Raw genomic sequence first — 18612 nt, 5'->3', positions numbered from 1 at the left:
GTGGCGCGCTCCGGCGCACACCATCTTGTGCATGGGGGATCCTTTGGGTGTACTGCGTTGGGTCAAGAGCCACCGCAAAGCCACCGCGTCAGCCGCGATCGTGACGGTGGTCAGCGTTGCCCTCGGCGTACTCGCATTTACTTACGAAGGATTCACCTCAACCGACGTCGATCTGAACGACGGTGGTGTGTGGGTGACTCGAACGAGTGACCTCCAGCTCGGGCACCTCAACTCTCAGGTCAAAGAGCTCGATGGCGGGTTGTTCTCGCCGAGCAGTAACTTCGACGTGCTGCAAAACGGCGAGCAGGTGCTGCTCCATGACCTCGAGAACTCGGCGCTCCTTGCCGTGAACACGCAGACGATCGAGCTCGGTGCCGCTGCGACACTGCCCGGTGGCGCCGCGGTCAGCATGGGTGGCGAGACGCTCTCCGTCCTTTCTCCAGAGGGGCTCCTCTGGGTATTGCCGGTCGATCAGCTTGCGAGCTTCCGCTCCGACGACGAAGACTTCGAACCGACGCTCGAACTCGGTGAGGGTGGCTCTGCGGTTGTCGATGTCGAGGGCAATGTGCACGCGGTCTCGCTCGAAGAGGGCGCCGAGTTCCTCATCGAAACCGAGCGCGGCGTCGCCGAGGAAGAACCGCAGCGCACCGAGCGCGCACAGCTCTCAGAATTCACGACCACCGCAATGACGAGCGTCGGCGATGTCGCCGCGGTCCTCGATGCAGAAGCCGGACTGCTGCTCGTCGATGGTCAGCTCCTTGAAGTCGCCAAGGACGCTGTGCTGCAGCAGCCCAGCCGGGGCGCGGACGCCGTTGTCTTGGCAACGGGCGATGACCTCATCACCCAACCGCTCAGCGGTGGTGAGGCGACGACAGCAACCTACGGTTCCGGCGGAGCACCGACGCCTCCCGTGCAAATGGGCGGATGCATCTACGCCGCCTGGGCGAGCGCGCAAACCTTCGTCAAGCAGTGCGCGGACGCCTCCCCGCAGATCGAGCTCGTGGAGACGATCAGCGCGGACAGCCCACTGCAGTTCCGAGTGAACCGCAACATCGTCGTCCTGAATGACACGGTCGGCGGCAACGTCTGGCTCGTCAACGACCAGATGATCCTCGTCGACAACTGGGAGGATCTGAAGCCTCCGACGAACGATGCCGAGACCGAGGAGACCGACGAGTCACTCGAGGACGTCATCGAGAATCAGCCTCCTCCTCCCACGGAGGAAAACCACCCGCCGGTCGCGGTTGACGACGACTTCGGTGCGCGCACGGGCTCCACCACGGTCATGCCCGTCCTCCACAACGACTCCGACCAGGACGGCGACGTCTTGACGGTCAAACTCCTCGGCGAGGTACCCGACGGTGTTCGGGTTGTTCCGATCACGAACGACTCGCAGTTCCAGGTCGAACTCGACGACACCGTGACCTCGAGCTTCAGTTTCCGGTATGAGGTCAACGACGGCCGCAACGGCACCGATGACGCACGCGTCCTCGTCTCGGTGCGCGGCGCGAGCGAGAACTCACCGCCGAAGCAGCTGCGCGGGGCGACCCTGCAGGTCGAGCAGGCGGCGACGATCGAGTACTCCGTGCTCCCTGACTGGGTCGACCCCGACGGTGATGACCTCATTCTGACGGGCGTCGTTTCCGAATCGGGCGACGATGTCCAGTTCCGTCCGAACGGTGTGATCACCTACACCGCCACGGGTGCGGCAGGCCTCACGCAGCTTGCGGTCACGGTGAGCGACGGCCAGGCAGAGACGACGGAGAACATCAATATCGATGTTCGAGAGCGCGGCACCGGCAAGCCCGTCGCGAACACCGACTTCGTGACGACCACGGTCGGCAGTGAGGTCACGATCTCGCCGCTCGGCAACGACTTCTCGCCGAATGGTGAACCGCTCCGCCTCGCCGCAATGAACCCGAGCAGCGAAGTCACCGCGGTCCCGGACTTCAACACCGGCACCGTCCGCATCACGGGCGACCGTGTCGGTTCGTACTACCTGCAGTACACGATGACCGACGGCCCCTCCTCGGCGTTCGGGCGAATTCGCGTCGACGTGCGCGAGAGCGATGAAGGATCCCGACCCGTCGCAGTGCGCGATGTCGTCATCGTGCCAAAGAACGGTGAAGCGCTCGTCGACCTGCTGCAGAACGACGTCGACCCCGGCGGCGGAGTCCTCGTCGTCCAATCGGTCGAAGTGGGCGGCGTGCCGATCACGGTCGAGTTGCTCGACCGTCGGGTGCTCCGAGTCGTGAGCAACCGCGGTCTCGAACAGCCCGCGAACCTGACCTACACGGTGTCGAACGGCAAATATGCGGCGACTGGTGAGATCGTGATCATCCCGGTCGACCCGCCTGCGCAGCCACGCCCGCCGGTCGCGGTCCCCGACACCGCGACGGTCCGCGAGGGCGATCACGTCACGATCAAACTCACCGAGAACGACTTCAGCCCCGACAACACTCCGTTCACGGTCGTCGAAGATCTCGTCTCGACCTCGCTGGAAAGCGATGAGGAGGGCGTTGCCTTTATCGACGGCGACACGCTCCGAGTGCACGTGCTTGAAGGCGGTCCGAGCCGAGTCCTCGTGACGTACGAAATCGAGGATGAGTACGGCCAGCGCGACTCGGCAACGGTCGAAGTCAACGTCGTGCGCCGCGATACCGACGAAGACACCAACAACCCGCCCGTGCCCCGCACGGTGACCTCACGCGCCATCGCCGGCACTGAGGTTCAGATCCCGATCCCGCTCGATGGGATCGACCCTGATGGCGACGGCGTTGAACTCGTCGGCTACGTTTCCGGCCCGGAGCAGGGCCGCATCACCTCGGTGGATTCGAAGAGCTTCACGTTCCAAGCATTCGACAATGCGACGGGAACGACCACCTTTACCTACCGCGTGAAGGATCGCTTCGGTGCGATCGCAGACGCCGCGGTCATCGTCGGCATCGCTCCGCCCGCGACGCTCAACCAGTCGCCGTTCGCGGAAACCGATCGAGTGACCGTCAAGCCCGGCCGTTCGATTGCCGTTCCTGTGCTCGACAATGACTCCGACCCAGACGGCGACTCGATCTCAGTCGTTGTCGACGGACTCGAACCCGACGATGCGCTCGCAGATGCGAAGGTCGACGAAGAATCCTCCCTCGTGCGATTCACGAGCCCCAGCGAGCCAGGGCAGTACTCGATCCTGTACACGATCGTCGATTCGCGCGGTGCGACCGCGCAGGGCACGATCGTCGTCGAAGTCAGCGAGGACGCTCCGCCGCAGCGCCCTGTCGGTGTCGATGATGAAGTCGATCTCGAAGAGGCCCAGGAGGGTCAGCCGATCAACGTGCCGGTCCTGAAGAATGATCGCGACCCCGATGGCGACCCCGCAGACCTCGAAGTCTCGGTGGTGACGGGCAACGCTCGCGCGCTGCCGAGCGGCGAGGTCGCGGTGACTCCGACCGCCGAGTTCCAGATCATCACGTACCGCATCACCGACATCGACGGATTGAGCGCCGAAGCGTTCATCTACGTGCCCGCAGTGGCAGAGCAGCTCCCGCAGTGGATCGGCGGTGAGGGCCTCACCATTCCGAGCGGCCAGGAACTCGTCATTCCGATCGCCGAGAACGTCACGGTCTCCAGCGGCAAGCGGCCGATCATCACGCAGGACGACAACGTGAGTGCGACGAACGCCGATGGCTCACCGCTCGTGCGTGACGAGAACACACTCGTGTTCACTTCGCAGAAGAGCTACGTCGGCCAGGCCAGCATCACCTTCGAAGTCACGGACGGCAAAGACGTCGCCGACCCGGAGGGCAACCGCAACTTCATCACGATCCCGATCACGGTCACGCCATCGTCCGAGGTCGCGCCGAGCTTCACCGGCGCGCAGATCACGGTGGCGCAGGGCGATGACCCGACGGCCTTCGATCTGAAGTCCGCAACCCGCGACCCAGACCCCGGCGACCTCGAAACCATGAAGTACCGCATCACGGGAGGAAACCTCGCCGGCGTCGACGTCTCGATCGATGGTTCCGGGCAGCGCTTCGTCGCGAAGGCCGACCCGGATGCGATCCCCGGAGCAACGGCGACCTTCACGATTGCGATCACCGACCGCGCCGGCAATGAGGTGCAGGGCAGCGTTCAGGTCAACGTCGTGATCTCGAACCGTCCGCTCGCCAGCCTCACCGCCGACACCGGCGAGGGTACGCAGGGCATTGAGCAGACCTACGACGTACTCGCGAACGACGTGAACCCCTTCGCGCGGGAGCAGATTCCGCTGACCGTCGAGAACGCGACCGTCATCGGTGGTGACGGTGTTGCCTCGACGACCGGCAGCGATGTCTCGGTCACGCCAGGCCCAGATTTCTCGGGCGTCCTCACGGTGCAATACACCGTGAGCGACGCGACGAAGACGACGCAACGACAGGTGTCGAGCACGCTCACGATCGTCGTGATCGGTCGCCCGAATGCGCCCGTGCGACCGAACGTGACGAGCGAGGGCGACAGCGAAGTGGGGCTCTCCTGGTCTCCTCCGAGCGACAACGGTGCTTCGATCGAGGCGTACCTCGTGAAGTGGAACGGCGGCCAGCAGGAATGCCCGGCCACGACCTGCATGATCACGGGGCTCGTCAACAACACGATCTACTCCTTCACGGTGACCGCGATCAACAGCGTCGGTGAATCGGATCCTTCGCCCGCGTCAAATGAGGCGCGCCCAGACGTACGACCTGACCAGCCTGCTCCGCCGACTGCGGTTCGCGGTGACAAGGAGGTCGCGCTGACCTGGAGCGAGCCTGCGAACAACGGTTCGCCGATCATCGACTACGTGGTCGAGATCTCACCGCCCGCGCCGAACGGGCAGACGCAGCAGCGTGTGAGCGCGCTCACGCTGAATTGGACCGGCCTCACGAACGGTACCGAGTACAAGTTCCGGGTGCAGGCAGCGAACAGTGCTCGGGAACCGAGTGACTTCAGTGGCTACTCGAATGGCGCGATTCCAGCGGGTGTGCCGTTCCCGGTCGAGACGGTGAAGGTCGAGCGTGCCGGTGGCGCGATGGACCAGTTCACGGTCTCGTGGGTTGCCCCGAACAACAATGGTGCGGAGATCTCCGGCTACACGATCCACGTGCTGCGTGACGGTGCCGAAGTGTCGACGCTGCCCGCCGGTGCGACCGCGACGAGCCAGAACTTCCCGATTGAGACGAACTCCTCCGACTACACCTTCCGGGTGACCGCGACGAATGCGGTCGGCAACAGTGAGGTCGGCGGCGTCTCCGGTGCGATCCGTTCCTTCGGGGCCGCCTCGGCGCCGACGATCGGCACGGATGCCGCACCGGGCAACCAATCGATGTCGTACTCCTTCTCGCCGAGCACGAACCTGAACGGTGCTCGCACGGAAGAGGTCTCGTACCAGTACCAGGTGACGGGTGGCGCCTGGACCCCGGTCAACGGCAACATGATCAGCGGCCTCGCGAATGGAACGTCGTACACCGTCGTCGTTCGAGCCGTCACCGTGATCGACGGCATCACCGTCACGAGTGAACCCTCCGCGCCATCGAACCCGGTGATTCCGTTCGGTCCTCCGAACTCGCCGAACAACGTCACCGCGACCGGCGGCAACCAGCAGGTCTCGTTCTCGTGGGCGGCACCCGCGGAGAACGGGCGGCCGATCTCGGTCTGGATCTCCATCGACGGCGGCGCGTTCGAGAACGTCGGAGGCGGTGGCTCCCGGAACGTCAACGCGGACTTCAGCGAGAGCCACAGGATCCAGGTGAAGACCATCGACTCGGAAGGGCAGGAATCTGCCGTCGTCGAGCGGAGTGCGACGTCGAACCCGAGGCCGACGCCGACGATCAGGCTCTCCCAGGGGGGCAACGTCATTGCGCCGAACGGTCAAAATGGCACGAACTACGTCATCACGTATACCGATATGCCACCGAACACGACGATCAATTACCGCTGCTACCACGACAACACCAATGCCGGGCCGCCAATGTTCCGTGACGGACAGTGGAACACCGGTGATGGCGGGAACAGCTCGACCCCGGCAAACACCTACACGTTCTGCATGAGTGGGTATAGCGGAAACGCATGGATGGAGATGGACGTGAACGGTACGACCATCTCGACCGAACCGCGCGTGCGTTGGAACTAAGCGACAACAACAGAAGGAACGATTCAGTGACAGGAACAATGACGAGCGAGCAGGCTCGCTGGTTTGCCGAAACATTCGACAAGCTCGTGAACTCTGTTGGCCGCGCCGTCCTCGGTAAAGAGGACGTGATCGCGCTCGCCTTCACCACCATGCTCGCCGAGGGGCACCTGCTCCTCGAGGATGCACCCGGAACCGGAAAGACGCAGCTCGCGAAGTCGATGGCTGCGACCGTGCAGGGTTCGCACCACCGCATCCAGTTCACGCCCGACCTGCTGCCGAGCGACGTCACCGGTGTCACCGTCTACGACCAGAAGAGCGGTGAGTTCGAGTTCCACAAGGGACCGATCTTCGCCTCCATCGTGCTCGCCGACGAGATCAACCGTGCGAGCCCGAAGACGCAGTCGGCGCTCCTCGAAGTCATGGAGGAGGGCCGCGTCACGGTCGAAGGCTTCCCGCACGAGGTGGGCCGGCCCTTCATGGTGATCGCGACCCAGAACCCCATCGAGCAGGCTGGTACGTACCGCCTCCCAGAGGCGCAGCTCGACCGCTTCCTGATGAAGACCTCCATCGGGTACCCGGGCCGCAGCCAGACCGTGCAGATCCTCTCCGGCAGCGCGAACCGCAACTTCTCGAGCCTCGTTTCGCCGATCATCACGACGAAGGCGATCGCCGACATGATCGACCTCGCCTCCACCGTCCACATCGACGACGCCGTGCTCGACTACATCGCCGCGCTCTCCGAGCACACTCGCGAGTCGAAGGACACTCGCCTCGGTGTCTCGATTCGTGGTGCGCTCGCGATCACGCGTGCGACGAAGGCCTGGGCCGCTGCCCGTGGCCGCAACTACGTGCTGCCGGACGACGTGAAGGCGCTCATCGAGCCAGCCTGGGCACACCGCATCGTGCTGGACCCCGAGGCTGAGTTCTCCGGTGTCACGGGAGCAAAGGTCATCGAACGCGCCGTTGCGAGCGTCGCTGCGCCACAGGATCGTCAAAACGCAGCATGAGTACCCCCGGCGGCTTCGAGGGAGCGAACGGCGAACAATCGCCGGGCGCTCCTTTGTTGCGCCCGCGACCGAACCGCAGCCGCGCAAATGAGCGCGGCTCGGCGCCGTCTTCCGAGAACATCTCCGACACGACCAGTGGTGGCACCACGCGGTTCAAAGACCGCGCTCCCAACGATGCAACCTCCAACACGGTTCTCGCCGCGCTGAGTTCGGCACTCGACGAGGACAGCCGCGCAACGTTCGTCGAACGGGTCAAAGAGCTCTGGGCTCGCGTCGTCGAACTCGCGACCCCGTTCCTCGGTCCCATTACCGCCTTCGGGTGGAGCGTCGTCGTCTTCACGGGCCTCGCGCTCGTCTTCGGGATCATCCTCGACTGGAAGGAAGCGATCGTCGGAGGGCTGCTCGGCCTCTTCCTGCTCGCCGGAGCCGTGCTCTTCGTGCTCGGTCGCGCCCGCTACCGGATCGAACTCGACCTCGCCTACACGCGCGTCGTCGTCGGCGAGCGAGCCCTCGGACGCATCGAGATCCACTCCACCTCGCCTCGGCCGCTGCTGCCGGCACTCATCGAAGTGCCAGTCGGCCAGGCGGTCGCGAGTTTCAACCTGCCTCGTATGAATCCGCGCGACATCCACGAGGACGTCTTCGCGATCCCGACGAGCAAGCGCACAGTGCTGCAGGTCGGACCCGTCCGTTCTGTGCGCGGAGACGCGCTCGGACTGCTGCGCCGCCAGGTGAAATGGACCGATCCGGTCGAGTTGTTCGTGCACCCGCGCACCACGCTGTTGCAGGAGACCGTCCCCGGGCTGATTCGCGACCTCGAGGGCATCACGACCAACGACATCACCAACAGTGATATCTCGTTCCACGCGCTCCGTGATTACGTTCCTGGTGACGATCGCCGGTACATCCACTGGAAGTCCTCGGCTCGCACCGGCAAGCTCATGATCCGCCAGTTCGAAGAGACCCGTCGCAGCATTTTGGCGCTCGGTCTCTCGACCATGGTCGAGGACTATGCCGACCCGGAAGAGTTCGAAACCGCGATCAGTGTGCTGGGCTCCGTCGGGGTCCAGGCGATCCGCGACGAGATGGACATCGTCGTCGAAACCTCGAAAGAAACGCTCGCGGCCTCGACGAGCCGTCGCCTGCTCGACAGCCTTTCCGCCGTCGGCTGGCACCCGCGGCACGACAGCGTCGTAGGCCTCGCAGGCTCGATTGGCCGCAAGCACCCCAGCGCTTCGGTGATCTTCATCCACGCCGGTGCAACCGTTGAGATGGTCGAGCTGCGCCGCGCACGCCAGCTGTTGCCGTCGAACGCCCGCGTCTTCTTCGTCATGGCCGGGATGGATGCCGAACCGCGCGTGCGCTCGCTCGGCGACTCGACGCTCATCACCTTGAAAGAGATCGGCGAACTGCCTCGCATCGTGCGTCAGGTGGTGGAGTCGTGAATCAGCCGCAACGCCCCTGGAAGTACAAGGCGATCGACCTTGCAGTCATCTTCGTGCTCTTCTTCACCGGTGTGGTCGCCTTCGGGCCGGTCTTCGGGAGTATCAACTACCTGATCGCGGGTATCGGTGGTGTCCTGCTCGGAATCGCGGTCGGCGTCATTACCTCACTGCCGAAACTGCGCGGCGTTCTGACGACCGCAGCCGGAATCGTCATCGCCTTCCTGCTGTTCGGTCCCGTGCTCGCGGTACGTCACGAGACGATTGGCCTCTTCATTCCGACGCTCGAAGGCCTGCGCGAGCTGCTCCTCGGTGTCGTCTTCAGCTGGAAGGGGCTGCTCACCGCGCAGCCTCCTGCCGAGGGATTCCCGAGCCTGCTGATCGTGCCGTACCTCAGCGCGCTCGTCCTCTCGACGATTTCGACGGCTATCGCCCTCCGCACCCAACGCCTTGCACCGCTGGCCGTGCTGCCCCCGATCTTCTACCTCGTCATCGGGATCGCCTTCGGAACGAAGTTCGCCGCATTCCCGACCTGGCAGGCGATCGTCTTCGCCGTCGCGGCGATGTCCTGGATCTCCTGGCGTCAGTCGCAGTGGCGTAAGTCGCTCGCCGCTGAAGTGATGGTGAACGGCGATGACACCAACCGCGTCATCGCTCGCCGGAACCGATTCCTCGGCTCGATCGCGATGCTCGCAGGAGCGGCGCTGCTGGCCGGTGTGGTCTCGATCCCGATCAATCCGACGAACCGCAATGTGCTTCGTGACAATGTCGAGCCGCCCGTCGAGATCCAGGACTACCCGAGCCCGCTCGCAGGATTTCGCAACTGGGTGAAGAACTTCGAGGACGAAGCGCTCTTCGCCGTGACGGGAATGCCCGAGGGCACGCGAGTGCGCCTGGCAACCCTCGACTACTTCGACGGCACCGTGTACAGCGTTGCCGGCTCAGAATCTTCCTCGTCGTCGGGAACCTTCTCGCGAATTGGCGATTCGGTTGATGTGCAGTCGACGGGAGTCCAAGCAGAACTGCAGTTCGAGATCATGAACTACAGCGGTATCTGGATGCCCTCCGCCGGCTTTGCAGAGAGCATCTCGTTCAACGGTTCCCGCTCCGAAGCGCTCCGCGGCAGCCTGCACTACAACGGGTCCACCGGCACTGCGATCGTCCTCGACGGCTTGCAGGACGGCGATCAGTATTCGGTCCAGGCGGTCGTCCCGGTCCCGCCGTCGCAGGATCAACTCGAAGACACGCGAGTCACCAATCTCTCGATGCCGAAACCGGTCGGGATTCCCGACTACCTGCAAGCGTGGGCGACAGAACACGGCACGACCGAGAACACGGTGCTCGGCAACATTCAGAGCATGACCCGCGAACTGACGACGAACGGCTTCTTCAGCAATGGAGTCGAAGGTCAGGTCACCTCGCTCGCCGGTCACGGCAGTGCCCGCCTCGACGACATGATGCGCGCACCGCAACTCATCGGCGACGACGAGCAGTACTCGACCGTGCTCTCGCTCGCGCTGCACTGGCTCGGGATTCCGAACCGCGTCGTCCTCGGGTTCTACCCGGAGGGCGGCTTCGAGGGCGAGGGCACCTCGCAGCTCGTCGGCGGTGACATCCACGCCTGGGTCGAAGTACCGTTCGAAGGCTACGGATGGGTGCCGTTCGACCCGACTCCGCCAGAGGACCAGCAGCCCACCGATGAGGTTCCGCAGCCACAGCCGAACCCGAAGCCGCAGGTGCTGCAACCGCCGCAGCCGCCGGAGGAGCCCGCAGAGCTCACGCCACGAACGCAGGCTGAGCAGGGCTCCGAAGAGGAGGAGCGCGAAGAAGCTTCGACCTGGTATCTCTGGCTGCTCTGGATCACGACAGCGATCTTGATTCTCTTGATCTTGGCGCTCCTCCCGTTCTTGATCGTTGGCGCGTTGAAGGCGCGTCGTCGGAAGAAGCGTCGTGAGGCGATCGCTCGGAGTGACCGGCTCTCGGGTGGCTGGCACGAAGTGGTCGATGCCGCCGTTGACCTCGGACTTGACGTACCGGTCGGCGTGACGCGGCGCGAAGTCGCTTCCGTGGTCGGTCAGCGATACCCGAATTCTCAGGCGACAGCGATCGGCGACTATGTCGACGAGGGCGTCTTTGGACTCGCACCACCCCCGGAAGCAGAAATCACTGCATTCTGGGAGGACATTGAAGTAAGCATTCGCGAAATGCGCGCGGAGGCAGGACGACGGCAACGGTTGCGCTCGCGACTGTCATTGCGATCGTTCCGTCGAGGCGCAGGACGAAGGGGTCGGCGATGAGTGAGAACAATCGGTACCAGCCAGGGAACCGGAACGAGCAGTCGTGGGACCAGGGCGGGGTGCCGCCGCAAGCGCCGTCCCGACCGAACGAGCCCGCTGGAGCCTCGGGCTTCACCCCGGCACCACTCGGCCGTCGCGCTGCAGCGGGAGCGATCGACATCGGCATCTATGTGCTGCTGATCCTGCCGCTGCTGATTCAGACGGCGAATCTCTCACGACTGCTCCTCGGTGGCGACTTCGGCGTCGTCGGTGGTGGGGGTGGCCCCTTGTGGGTGACGCTCGGATGGTCTTCGATCTGGGGACTGCTGGCGGGCATCTATGCCCTCACGCAACTCATTCTGAACGGGCTGAAGGGCTGGACCCTCGGCAAGCGCCTCCTCGGGCTGCGCACCATCAACATCGCGACCGGCAAGGTTCCCGGCTTCGGCCGCGCGCTTCTTCGCGGCGTGATCCTCGCGGTCGCGAACATCCTTCCGGGACTCGGCTTCGCGCTCGTGCTCGCTTCGCCATTGTTCAACCTGCAGCGTCGCGGGTGGCAGGACATCATTGCGGGCACCATGATCGTCGAGGCGCAGGCTTCATCACGGAACACCTCCTTTGCTCCGGCTGCTGAATCGCAGTCTGGCGGCGGACAGTTCGGGAACCAGCAATTCGGGAACCAGCAGTTCGGGAACCAGCAGTTCGGGAATCAGCAGTTCGGGAATCAGCAGTTCGGTGGTCAGCAGGCTGGCACCCGGCAGTTCGATGGTCAACAGGGCTCGCCAGGGTCGGCGTGGCAGCAATCCGCACAGCAGGGGTATCCAGAGCAGCAGTATTCGGGGCAGCAATACTCCGGCCAGCAATACTCCGGCCAGCAATTTGGCGGTCAGCAGGCCCAGTCGCATGAGCAATGGTCGGCGCCGCAGCAGCAGTTCGGGCAGTACCCAGCACAGTCGGGCCAGCCGGACCAGTTCGGAAACAACGAGCAGGCGAACGAACAAAACCGTTGGAACGGTCAGTTCTCGCAGGAACCTGAGGTTCCCTCGAACGGCCAGCCTGGGGCTCCAATCGAGAGTCTTCCTTGGGAGCCGAAGCCAGCGCCATCTGTACCGCAAGCATTTTCGACCCCGTATTCGGCACCGCAGGCGCCCGACCGCGCCTCCACGAGCGAGAGCCTCGGCGAGCCCGCGGGTGCGCCTGGCGAACAGGAATCGTTCGGCACCCCTCAGGCGATGCCCGAGCGCACGCAGTGGACACCACCGCCGCGGCCGATCACAGGAGCACAAGAGGTCGTCCCGCCAGCCGAAGCGTCGAGCGAGCAGATTCCGGATTCAGGAAACGCTTTCGAGCCTGCACCCGCCCCCGAGCCTGCACCGGCTCCCGAGCCTGCAGCGAATCCTGAGCCTGCACCGGTTCCTGAACAGGAGCCGCCGGCCTACGTTCGCACGAGCGTGCCAGCTCCAGAGCCCGGTGCTTCCGAGGCGCAGGCCGAGCCGAGCGAGCAGTCCGCCTTCCAGCCGCCGGTGCTCGAGTCTCCGGTCGTGAACCCGTCGGCAGCAGCTCCCGCAGAACCAGCTCCAGCAGAACCAGCTCCAGCTCCCTCGGATGCAGAAGACGAGATCGACGAGGAAACCGTGCTCCGTGCGCCCGTCGAGGAGGACTTCGAAGATCTCGAAAAAACGCAGATCCGTCCACGTCCGCAGACGAGCCTCGCGACCATCACCTTCGATGACGGCGAACAGGTCGGGCTCCGAGGGCTTGCGCTCTTCGGAAGAAATCCTGCACCACTCGATGACGAGCAGGTGACGCACCTGGTGCCCGTCACTGATCGTTCCCGCTCGATGTCGAAAACCCATTTCATGATCGGATTCGATGCGCACGGTGCATTCGTCAAAGACCGCAACTCGACGAACGGCACTCGTATTCGCCGTGGCGACACCGAGGTTCCCGTGATCGGTGACGCGCGCGCCCGCCTGTTCGAAGGTGACGTCGTCTGCTTCGGTGACCGTGAAGCGACGGTGCACATTGGAGGTTGAAGCCGACATTCATGAGTACCGCCTGAGCAACGCTTCGATCAGTGTTCGCTGGGCGGCATTCACGCACACCGGCCTCAAACGCAAACTCAACGAAGACACCATCCTGGCTCGATTCCCGGCCTTCATCGTCGCTGACGGGATGGGCGGTCATCACGCGGGTGACATCGCGAGCAGCATCGCGATCGCGGCCTTTGACGCCCTCCCCGTCAACGCAATTGCGAGCGATGCTGCGGTGCAGGCCTGCGTCGATGCAGCTTTTTCCACGGTGGTCGACCGGTTCATCGAGGAGCGCAATGTCGGGAACGGCGAACGGGTCGGCGGCACGACCCTCAGTGGTGCGAGCGTCATCAATGTCGACGAGGTGCCGCACTGGCTCATCGTCAACGTCGGTGACTCGCGCACCTATGTACTCGAGGACGGCCAGCTCGAGCAGGTCAGCGTCGACCATTCGGTCGTACAGGAACTCATCGAAGAAGGGCTGCTGACAACGCTCGAAGCGCGCAGCCATCCGCAGCGCAACGTCATCACGAAGGCGATCGGCGCGGGCACGGAATCCTTGCCCGATTACTGGGTGCTGCCGGTCTCGCGCGGGCAACGTCTGCTCGTCTGCACCGACGGCTTGAGCGGGGAAGTCGATGATGCCGAGATCGCTCGTCTGCTGCGAACGAACAGTGAAGCCCGAGACGCCGCGCAAGCGCTCTTCGATGCCGCCATCCTCGGCGGCGCGAGAGACAATCTTTCCGTTATCGTCGTTGATGTTGAAGCGGTCGCCTCAACCGAACACGAGTTCGTAACGACGGCCGGCGGAATTGATGCGGACACGCTTCCGAGCGTGCGACGAGGGCTCCTATGAATGCAGTGACGATCACTTACGCGCCAGGCGCTGCCTGGTGCGTCGCGAACGGCGAGGTCGTTGCGGTCTTCGACCAAGCGCTCGGTGCCGAGCGCGCGATTGAACTCCACTCGGCGCTCGCGGGAGTGCCGCGTCTCACCGACGCGCTCGCGATCCTCGCTGAAGTGAGCGAGCTGCTCTGCGCGATCGGCCCGGAGGGTTCGGGCGTCACCTCGACTCGCTTGCGCGGTGTTCCCGCGAGCCTCGCCAACACCGGCCCGATGCCTGAGGGTGAGCAGCAGTGGTCGCGCGCGGTCGTGCCGACTGGAATCCCCATGCGATTCGGCCAGATCGGTGCCACGGTGCCGTTCCTCCCACTGCACGGGGGAATCGTGCAGGTTGATTGTGTTGCGATCGTCGCGAGCGAATCGATGTCGGCGAGTGCCCAGGCGAGCGCCCACTCGGCAGTGCATGCCGCTCCACCCGTATCGACGCCGGCGTTCCCGCACACTCCGCCTTCTGCGCCGAGTCTCGCTCGAACTCCAGCGTCCCTCGCTCCTCCCACCGGTGCAGTCCCGGCCCAGTTCGGTACTTCACCTCCGGGTTTTGTGCCGCCGTTCCGGCCGGAGGCCGCAGCCGAGCAGCTGCCGCCCGTAGCGGGTTCACCGATCGAGTCCTCACCGTTTGCGCCGCAGGGTTCCAGCGAGGTCGACGAGGAGACGATCCTCGGCTCGCAGCTTCCGGGTGGCCCTGGAAATTCCGGTGGGCCGGGGAACGCCGGCAGCCCCGGCAGCGTCGCGAATTCCGGTATCTCAAGTGCCCCGGCGACTCTCGGTGCCGCACAACCCGTCCCGGTGCAGTCGCCAGCCGCCCAGCAGGTCGCCGCGGAGCAGGCGTACAACGCGATGCCGGGGGAGAGCCCGCTCGACGGCGGAAACCCAGCCACGGGCCCACTCGTGCTCTCGGTCCTGTGCCCACAGCGCCATGTGAATCCTCCGCGCGCAGAGTTTTGCCGCGTGTGCGAGATCCCGATCGAATCGAACACCGCCGGTCAGCGGGCTCGGCCCGACTTCGCTCAGCTGCGGATGCCAAATGGCGACGCGGTTCTGCTCGGCCGTTCGGTCGTGCTCGGTCGTCGCCCGCGCTCACGACGGATCGACAATGGCCGGGTGCCGCGTCTCGTCGCGGTCGTGAGCCCGAACGAGGACATCTCGCGCAGTCACGTCGAGATCCGATGCGAAGAATGGAACATTTTGGTCACTGACCTCGCGAGCACGAACGGGACCATGCTGCTTCGTGAGGGCTATCAGCCGCGTCGCCTGATGCCGGACGAGGCAACCATGGCGCTCATCGGCGATCGCATCGACCTCGGCGATGGTGTCGTCGTGCGCATCGAGGCCGTCTAGCGATGGCAAAGCGCGCACCGTCTCCCGCTCCCCGAATCCCGGGGTACGACTACCAGGAGCACCTCGGCTCCGGTGGGTTCGCTGACGTGTTCTTGTACCAGCAGCTCATGCCCGCCCGTCAGGTCGCGGTCAAGGTGCTCTTGCCGGATGCGGTCGACAGGAACCTCATCGAGGAATTCCGCACCGAAGCGAACGTCATGGCGCAGCTCTCCTCGCACCCGTCGATCGTGACGGTTTACGGTGCGGATATTTCGGCCGACGGTCGACCGTTCCTCACGATGGAGTACTGCCCGAAGGCGAACCTCGGTGCTCGCTATCGCAAGGATCGCTTCTCGATTCCCGAGGTCCTGCGGCTCGGGATCCAGATCGCGGGAGCAGTCGAGACCGCACACCGTGCTGGAATCCTGCACCGCGACATCAAGCCCGCGAACATTCTGACGACGGCATACAACCGGCCAGCGCTCACCGACTTCGGGATCGCGACGACCATCAACGACCACGCCTCCAATCAGGGCATGTCGATTCCGTGGTCACCGCCGGAAGCGTTCATGGACGTGCCGTGGAGCGGACGAGAGTCCGACGTGTTCTCGCTCGCGGCGACGCTCTACACATTGCTCGCAGGTCGGACGCCGTTCGAGGTGCCGGGCGGCGGGAACTCGAGCATCGATCTGATCTCGCGAATCCAGCGCGGAGAGCTGCCGCCGCTCGCCCGATCCGATGCGCCCAATTCGCTGCAGTCGGTGTTGAGCGTTGCAATGGATGTCAACCCGCGTCGCCGCTACGGCAGCGCGATGGCGTTTGGTCGCGCCCTGCAGCAGGTCGAACTCGAGCTGCACCTGCCGATGACACCGCTCGACGTCCTCGATGACTCGATCGCCCGTGACGAGATCGCCGAAGACGACGACGGCGCGACCCGGATCCGCGGGGTCGTCATCGTTGACCCGCACCGTGACGATCAGAAAGAGATGGGGCGCCTGCTCGACCGTCCGGAAGCCGACGACCGCACCATTCGTCGCGCCGAGGGCTATGTCGGGGGAGTGACGCAGCATGCGGAGCCGCAGGGCCAGGGTGAGTACGAGGACGAACCTCGCAAGAAGATGGGTGCGAAAGGCGTCATCGCGATCATCGCAGCGGCAGTGCTCGTGCTCGTCACGGGCGGTATTTTCCTGGCCTTCACGCAACCCTGGGACAACCCGACGGTCGAACCGACGCAGAGCTCGATCCCGATCGACAACGGTAACCAGCCCCCGAACCCACCGATCGGGGTGAACGGGGTCGTCGAGGGTGACGAAGTGACGTTCACCTGGGTGAACCCGCAGCCGCTTGAGGGAGACACCTATCTCTACCGACTCGGTACGAACTCTGCGGTCACCAAGATCTCTGATGCGCAGGTGGTCGTGCCGAAGAGCGACAGCGGGGAGACCTGCATTTTCGTCGCAGTCGTTCGCGATTCCGGACGAGAGTCGCAATACACATCCGGCTGCGTCACCGAATAGCGCGCCTGGCCGCGAGGACATTGCGCGAGATCGAGGCGCTCCAGAATTCTGGCAATCATCAGTTTCGGCTTAGTGCCTCTGGCGTACATTGACAGTGCACACCGTGCGCAGTCTGTGTGCACAGCAAGCTGAAGGACGGAACATGAGCGAGCAATACCCATCGCAGCAGCGCAATCAGCAGCCAGGCAACCAGCAGCCAGGCGACCTGCAGCCCGGCAGCCAGCAGCCCGGACCGCCGCACTTCACCGGAGCGCAACCGCACCTGAACTCTCAGCCGCAGCAGCAGGCACCGCATGGGCAGCAGCCGGGATCAGGCCACTTCGAGGCGTCGTTCGGCGCGAACGCGCAGCCGGGCCAGCAGCCGAATCAATACCCGGGCGAGCAATCGGGCCAGCAGTACCCGGGCCAGCAGTACCCGGGCCAGCAGTACCCGGGCCAGCAGTACCCCGGCCAGCCGCAGCATGGCCAGCCGCAGAACGGCCAGCCGCAATACGGCGGATTCCAGGCAGCAGCACCCAGTGCGCCGAAAAACACGGCCGCAACCATCCGCGTCATCGCATCGAGCGTCGCAGTCGTGCTGGTGCTCGCAGGCCTCAGCATTCCCGAATCAGGCGAGCCTCTCTGGGTCCGCAGCCTCGCCTGGTCGATCTTCGCCGCAGTCGCCGTGATCGTGCACGCGATCGGCTCGTTGACTCCGGGTGAAGATTCGTTGAAGAACCCCTTGCGGGTCATGAACGTCGCCGGTGGCGGAGGCTATCTGCTCTATTGGGTCGTCATCGCGTTGCCCGGTGTGAATTCGAACGCCGGATTCCTGCTCACCATCGCGGCTGCGGCGGTCGCGGTCGGCATGTGGTTGTTCTGGCGCGGGCAGACCGACAAGGCCTGAAATGACCAGTAGGCAGGACGCGTGGGGCAAGGGTTCCATGCCCTCGAGCATGAAGGACGCTCTCGAACGTTCGATGCGCCGCGCAGCAGGAGCCTTGGGCGGCACAGCGCTCTCGCGGATGGCCCTCGTCCTCTTGGTGCTGGCCTTCGGATTGCCCTGGGCGATCATCGGCGACCGCACCGACTGGATCTCCGGCTGGTACGTCGGTTCGAGTTGCACGGTCGATGGCGATGGATTCATCTGGTGCACACCCTCATACGCTTCACCCGGATATGCGGTCGACGGTCAGGGTGCGCTCGGCCCTGGGTATCAGTCGCCCGTGCGGCTTCTCCTGGCCGCTGCAATCGTGCTCGTGCTGCTGGCGGCGAAGACGGAGACACGCAAGTTGCTCGCGGTCGCGGCCGTGCTGCTCGTCATCGGCGTCTTCATGTACGGCACCGCGATGCAGGCAGGCACGCTGTCGGCGCTCGCGGCAGCAGGCATGCTCGGGCTGCAAGCGATTGGCAAGCTCCCTATGGGCCCCGTGGTCCGAACCGAGACCGCGGATCCGCAATCGGTGAGCGCGCGAGCCTAACCGATCATCGTCGCCCATTCGAGGTGCACGACGCAGAGTCCTTCTTCGGTGTCCTTGAACACGAGCGAGCCCGGCACTTTCGTGCCGATCGGTGCCGGACCCGAGCCTTCGATGTTGATCGTCCAGGAGGCGTCGGCGTCCTCGACCTGTTCCCAGTAGTCAGCGTTGAACTGCTCGGGCTCTCCAGCGGCGAGATCGATCCAGATCTCTGCATCTCCGGTGTCGATCGTCGTTCCCTCGCATGCGAGCGCATCAGCGTCTCCGGCGGCGGCGAGATCGATGTACGCCTCGGTTTCATCGATGACCTCGGTGGCCTCAGGACCCCAGATCAAGAAGTTTGCAAGGGCGCAGCCGCTCAAGGCGGTAACGGCGAGGAGCGCTCCGGTCGCGCACAGGGTTCGTCGTGCAGAATTCATACCTGCACCATAAGTCGCTCTCGCGCCCGAGCGAATCGGCCCGCAGGACGAAAGCGCCCGCTCGCGGTACCGAAATCGCGAGGAAGTCTGCGCCCGGTGTTC

General features: G+C 64.5%; 11 protein-coding genes. 10 read left to right on the top strand and 1 reads right to left on the bottom strand.

Annotation, left to right across the window (positions count from 1 at the left end; translation table 11 throughout):
- Positions 1-31 precede the first annotated feature (31 nt).
- From U2H20_RS07280 to U2H20_RS07235, 10 genes are all read left to right on the top strand, one after another.
- On the top strand, positions 32-6139 hold the full coding sequence (locus U2H20_RS07280) for an Ig-like domain-containing protein (RefSeq protein WP_430591631.1): 6108 nt from the start codon (positions 32-34) through the stop codon (positions 6137-6139).
- Positions 6140-6177: 38 nt separating this feature from the next.
- Positions 6178-7146, top strand: a complete 969-nt coding sequence (locus U2H20_RS07275; RefSeq protein WP_430593609.1) for an AAA family ATPase — start codon at positions 6178-6180, stop codon at positions 7144-7146.
- A complete protein-coding gene (locus U2H20_RS07270; RefSeq protein WP_430591630.1) occupies positions 7143-8591 on the top strand; it encodes a DUF58 domain-containing protein in 1449 nt (482 codons plus the stop codon). Before U2H20_RS07275 ends, U2H20_RS07270 begins: the two co-directional genes overlap by 4 nt.
- On the top strand, positions 8588-10885 hold the full coding sequence (locus tag U2H20_RS07265; RefSeq protein WP_430591629.1) for a transglutaminase-like domain-containing protein: 2298 nt from the start codon (positions 8588-8590) through the stop codon (positions 10883-10885). The genes U2H20_RS07270 and U2H20_RS07265 overlap by 4 nt, the downstream gene beginning before the upstream one ends.
- Positions 10882-12900, top strand: a complete 2019-nt coding sequence (locus U2H20_RS07260; protein ID WP_430591628.1) for an RDD family protein — start codon at positions 10882-10884, stop codon at positions 12898-12900. The genes U2H20_RS07265 and U2H20_RS07260 overlap by 4 nt, the downstream gene beginning before the upstream one ends.
- Positions 12866-13753, top strand: coding sequence for a PP2C family protein-serine/threonine phosphatase (locus tag U2H20_RS07255; RefSeq protein ID WP_430591627.1), 888 nt, complete (start codon positions 12866-12868; stop codon positions 13751-13753). The genes U2H20_RS07260 and U2H20_RS07255 overlap by 35 nt, the downstream gene beginning before the upstream one ends.
- A gap of 5 nt (positions 13754-13758) precedes the next feature.
- Complete coding sequence (locus U2H20_RS07250) at positions 13759-15138, top strand: FHA domain-containing protein (protein ID WP_430591626.1); 1380 nt, start codon at positions 13759-13761, stop codon at positions 15136-15138.
- A 2-nt stretch (positions 15139-15140) separates the two neighbouring features.
- A complete protein-coding gene (locus U2H20_RS07245; protein WP_430591625.1) occupies positions 15141-16634 on the top strand; it encodes a serine/threonine-protein kinase in 1494 nt (497 codons plus the stop codon).
- A 142-nt stretch (positions 16635-16776) separates the two neighbouring features.
- Entirely contained in the window at positions 16777-17520 is a 744-nt protein-coding gene (locus U2H20_RS07240; RefSeq protein WP_430591624.1) for a hypothetical protein, read from the top strand.
- Position 17521: 1 nt separating this feature from the next.
- Entirely contained in the window at positions 17522-18094 is a 573-nt protein-coding gene (locus tag U2H20_RS07235) for a hypothetical protein (RefSeq protein WP_430591623.1), read from the top strand.
- Here U2H20_RS07235 and U2H20_RS07230 read toward each other — a convergent pair.
- On the bottom strand, positions 18091-18510 hold the full coding sequence (locus U2H20_RS07230; RefSeq protein ID WP_430591622.1) for a hypothetical protein: 420 nt from the start codon (positions 18508-18510) through the stop codon (positions 18091-18093). The genes U2H20_RS07235 and U2H20_RS07230 overlap by 4 nt on opposite strands.
- Between the last annotated feature and the right edge of the window lie 102 nt (positions 18511-18612).

The organism is Humidisolicoccus flavus, assembly GCF_045689595.1.
GTDB classification, from domain to species: Bacteria; Actinomycetota; Actinomycetes; order Actinomycetales; family Microbacteriaceae; genus Humidisolicoccus; species Humidisolicoccus flavus.
This window is presented reverse-complemented; position numbering and strand designations above follow the sequence as displayed.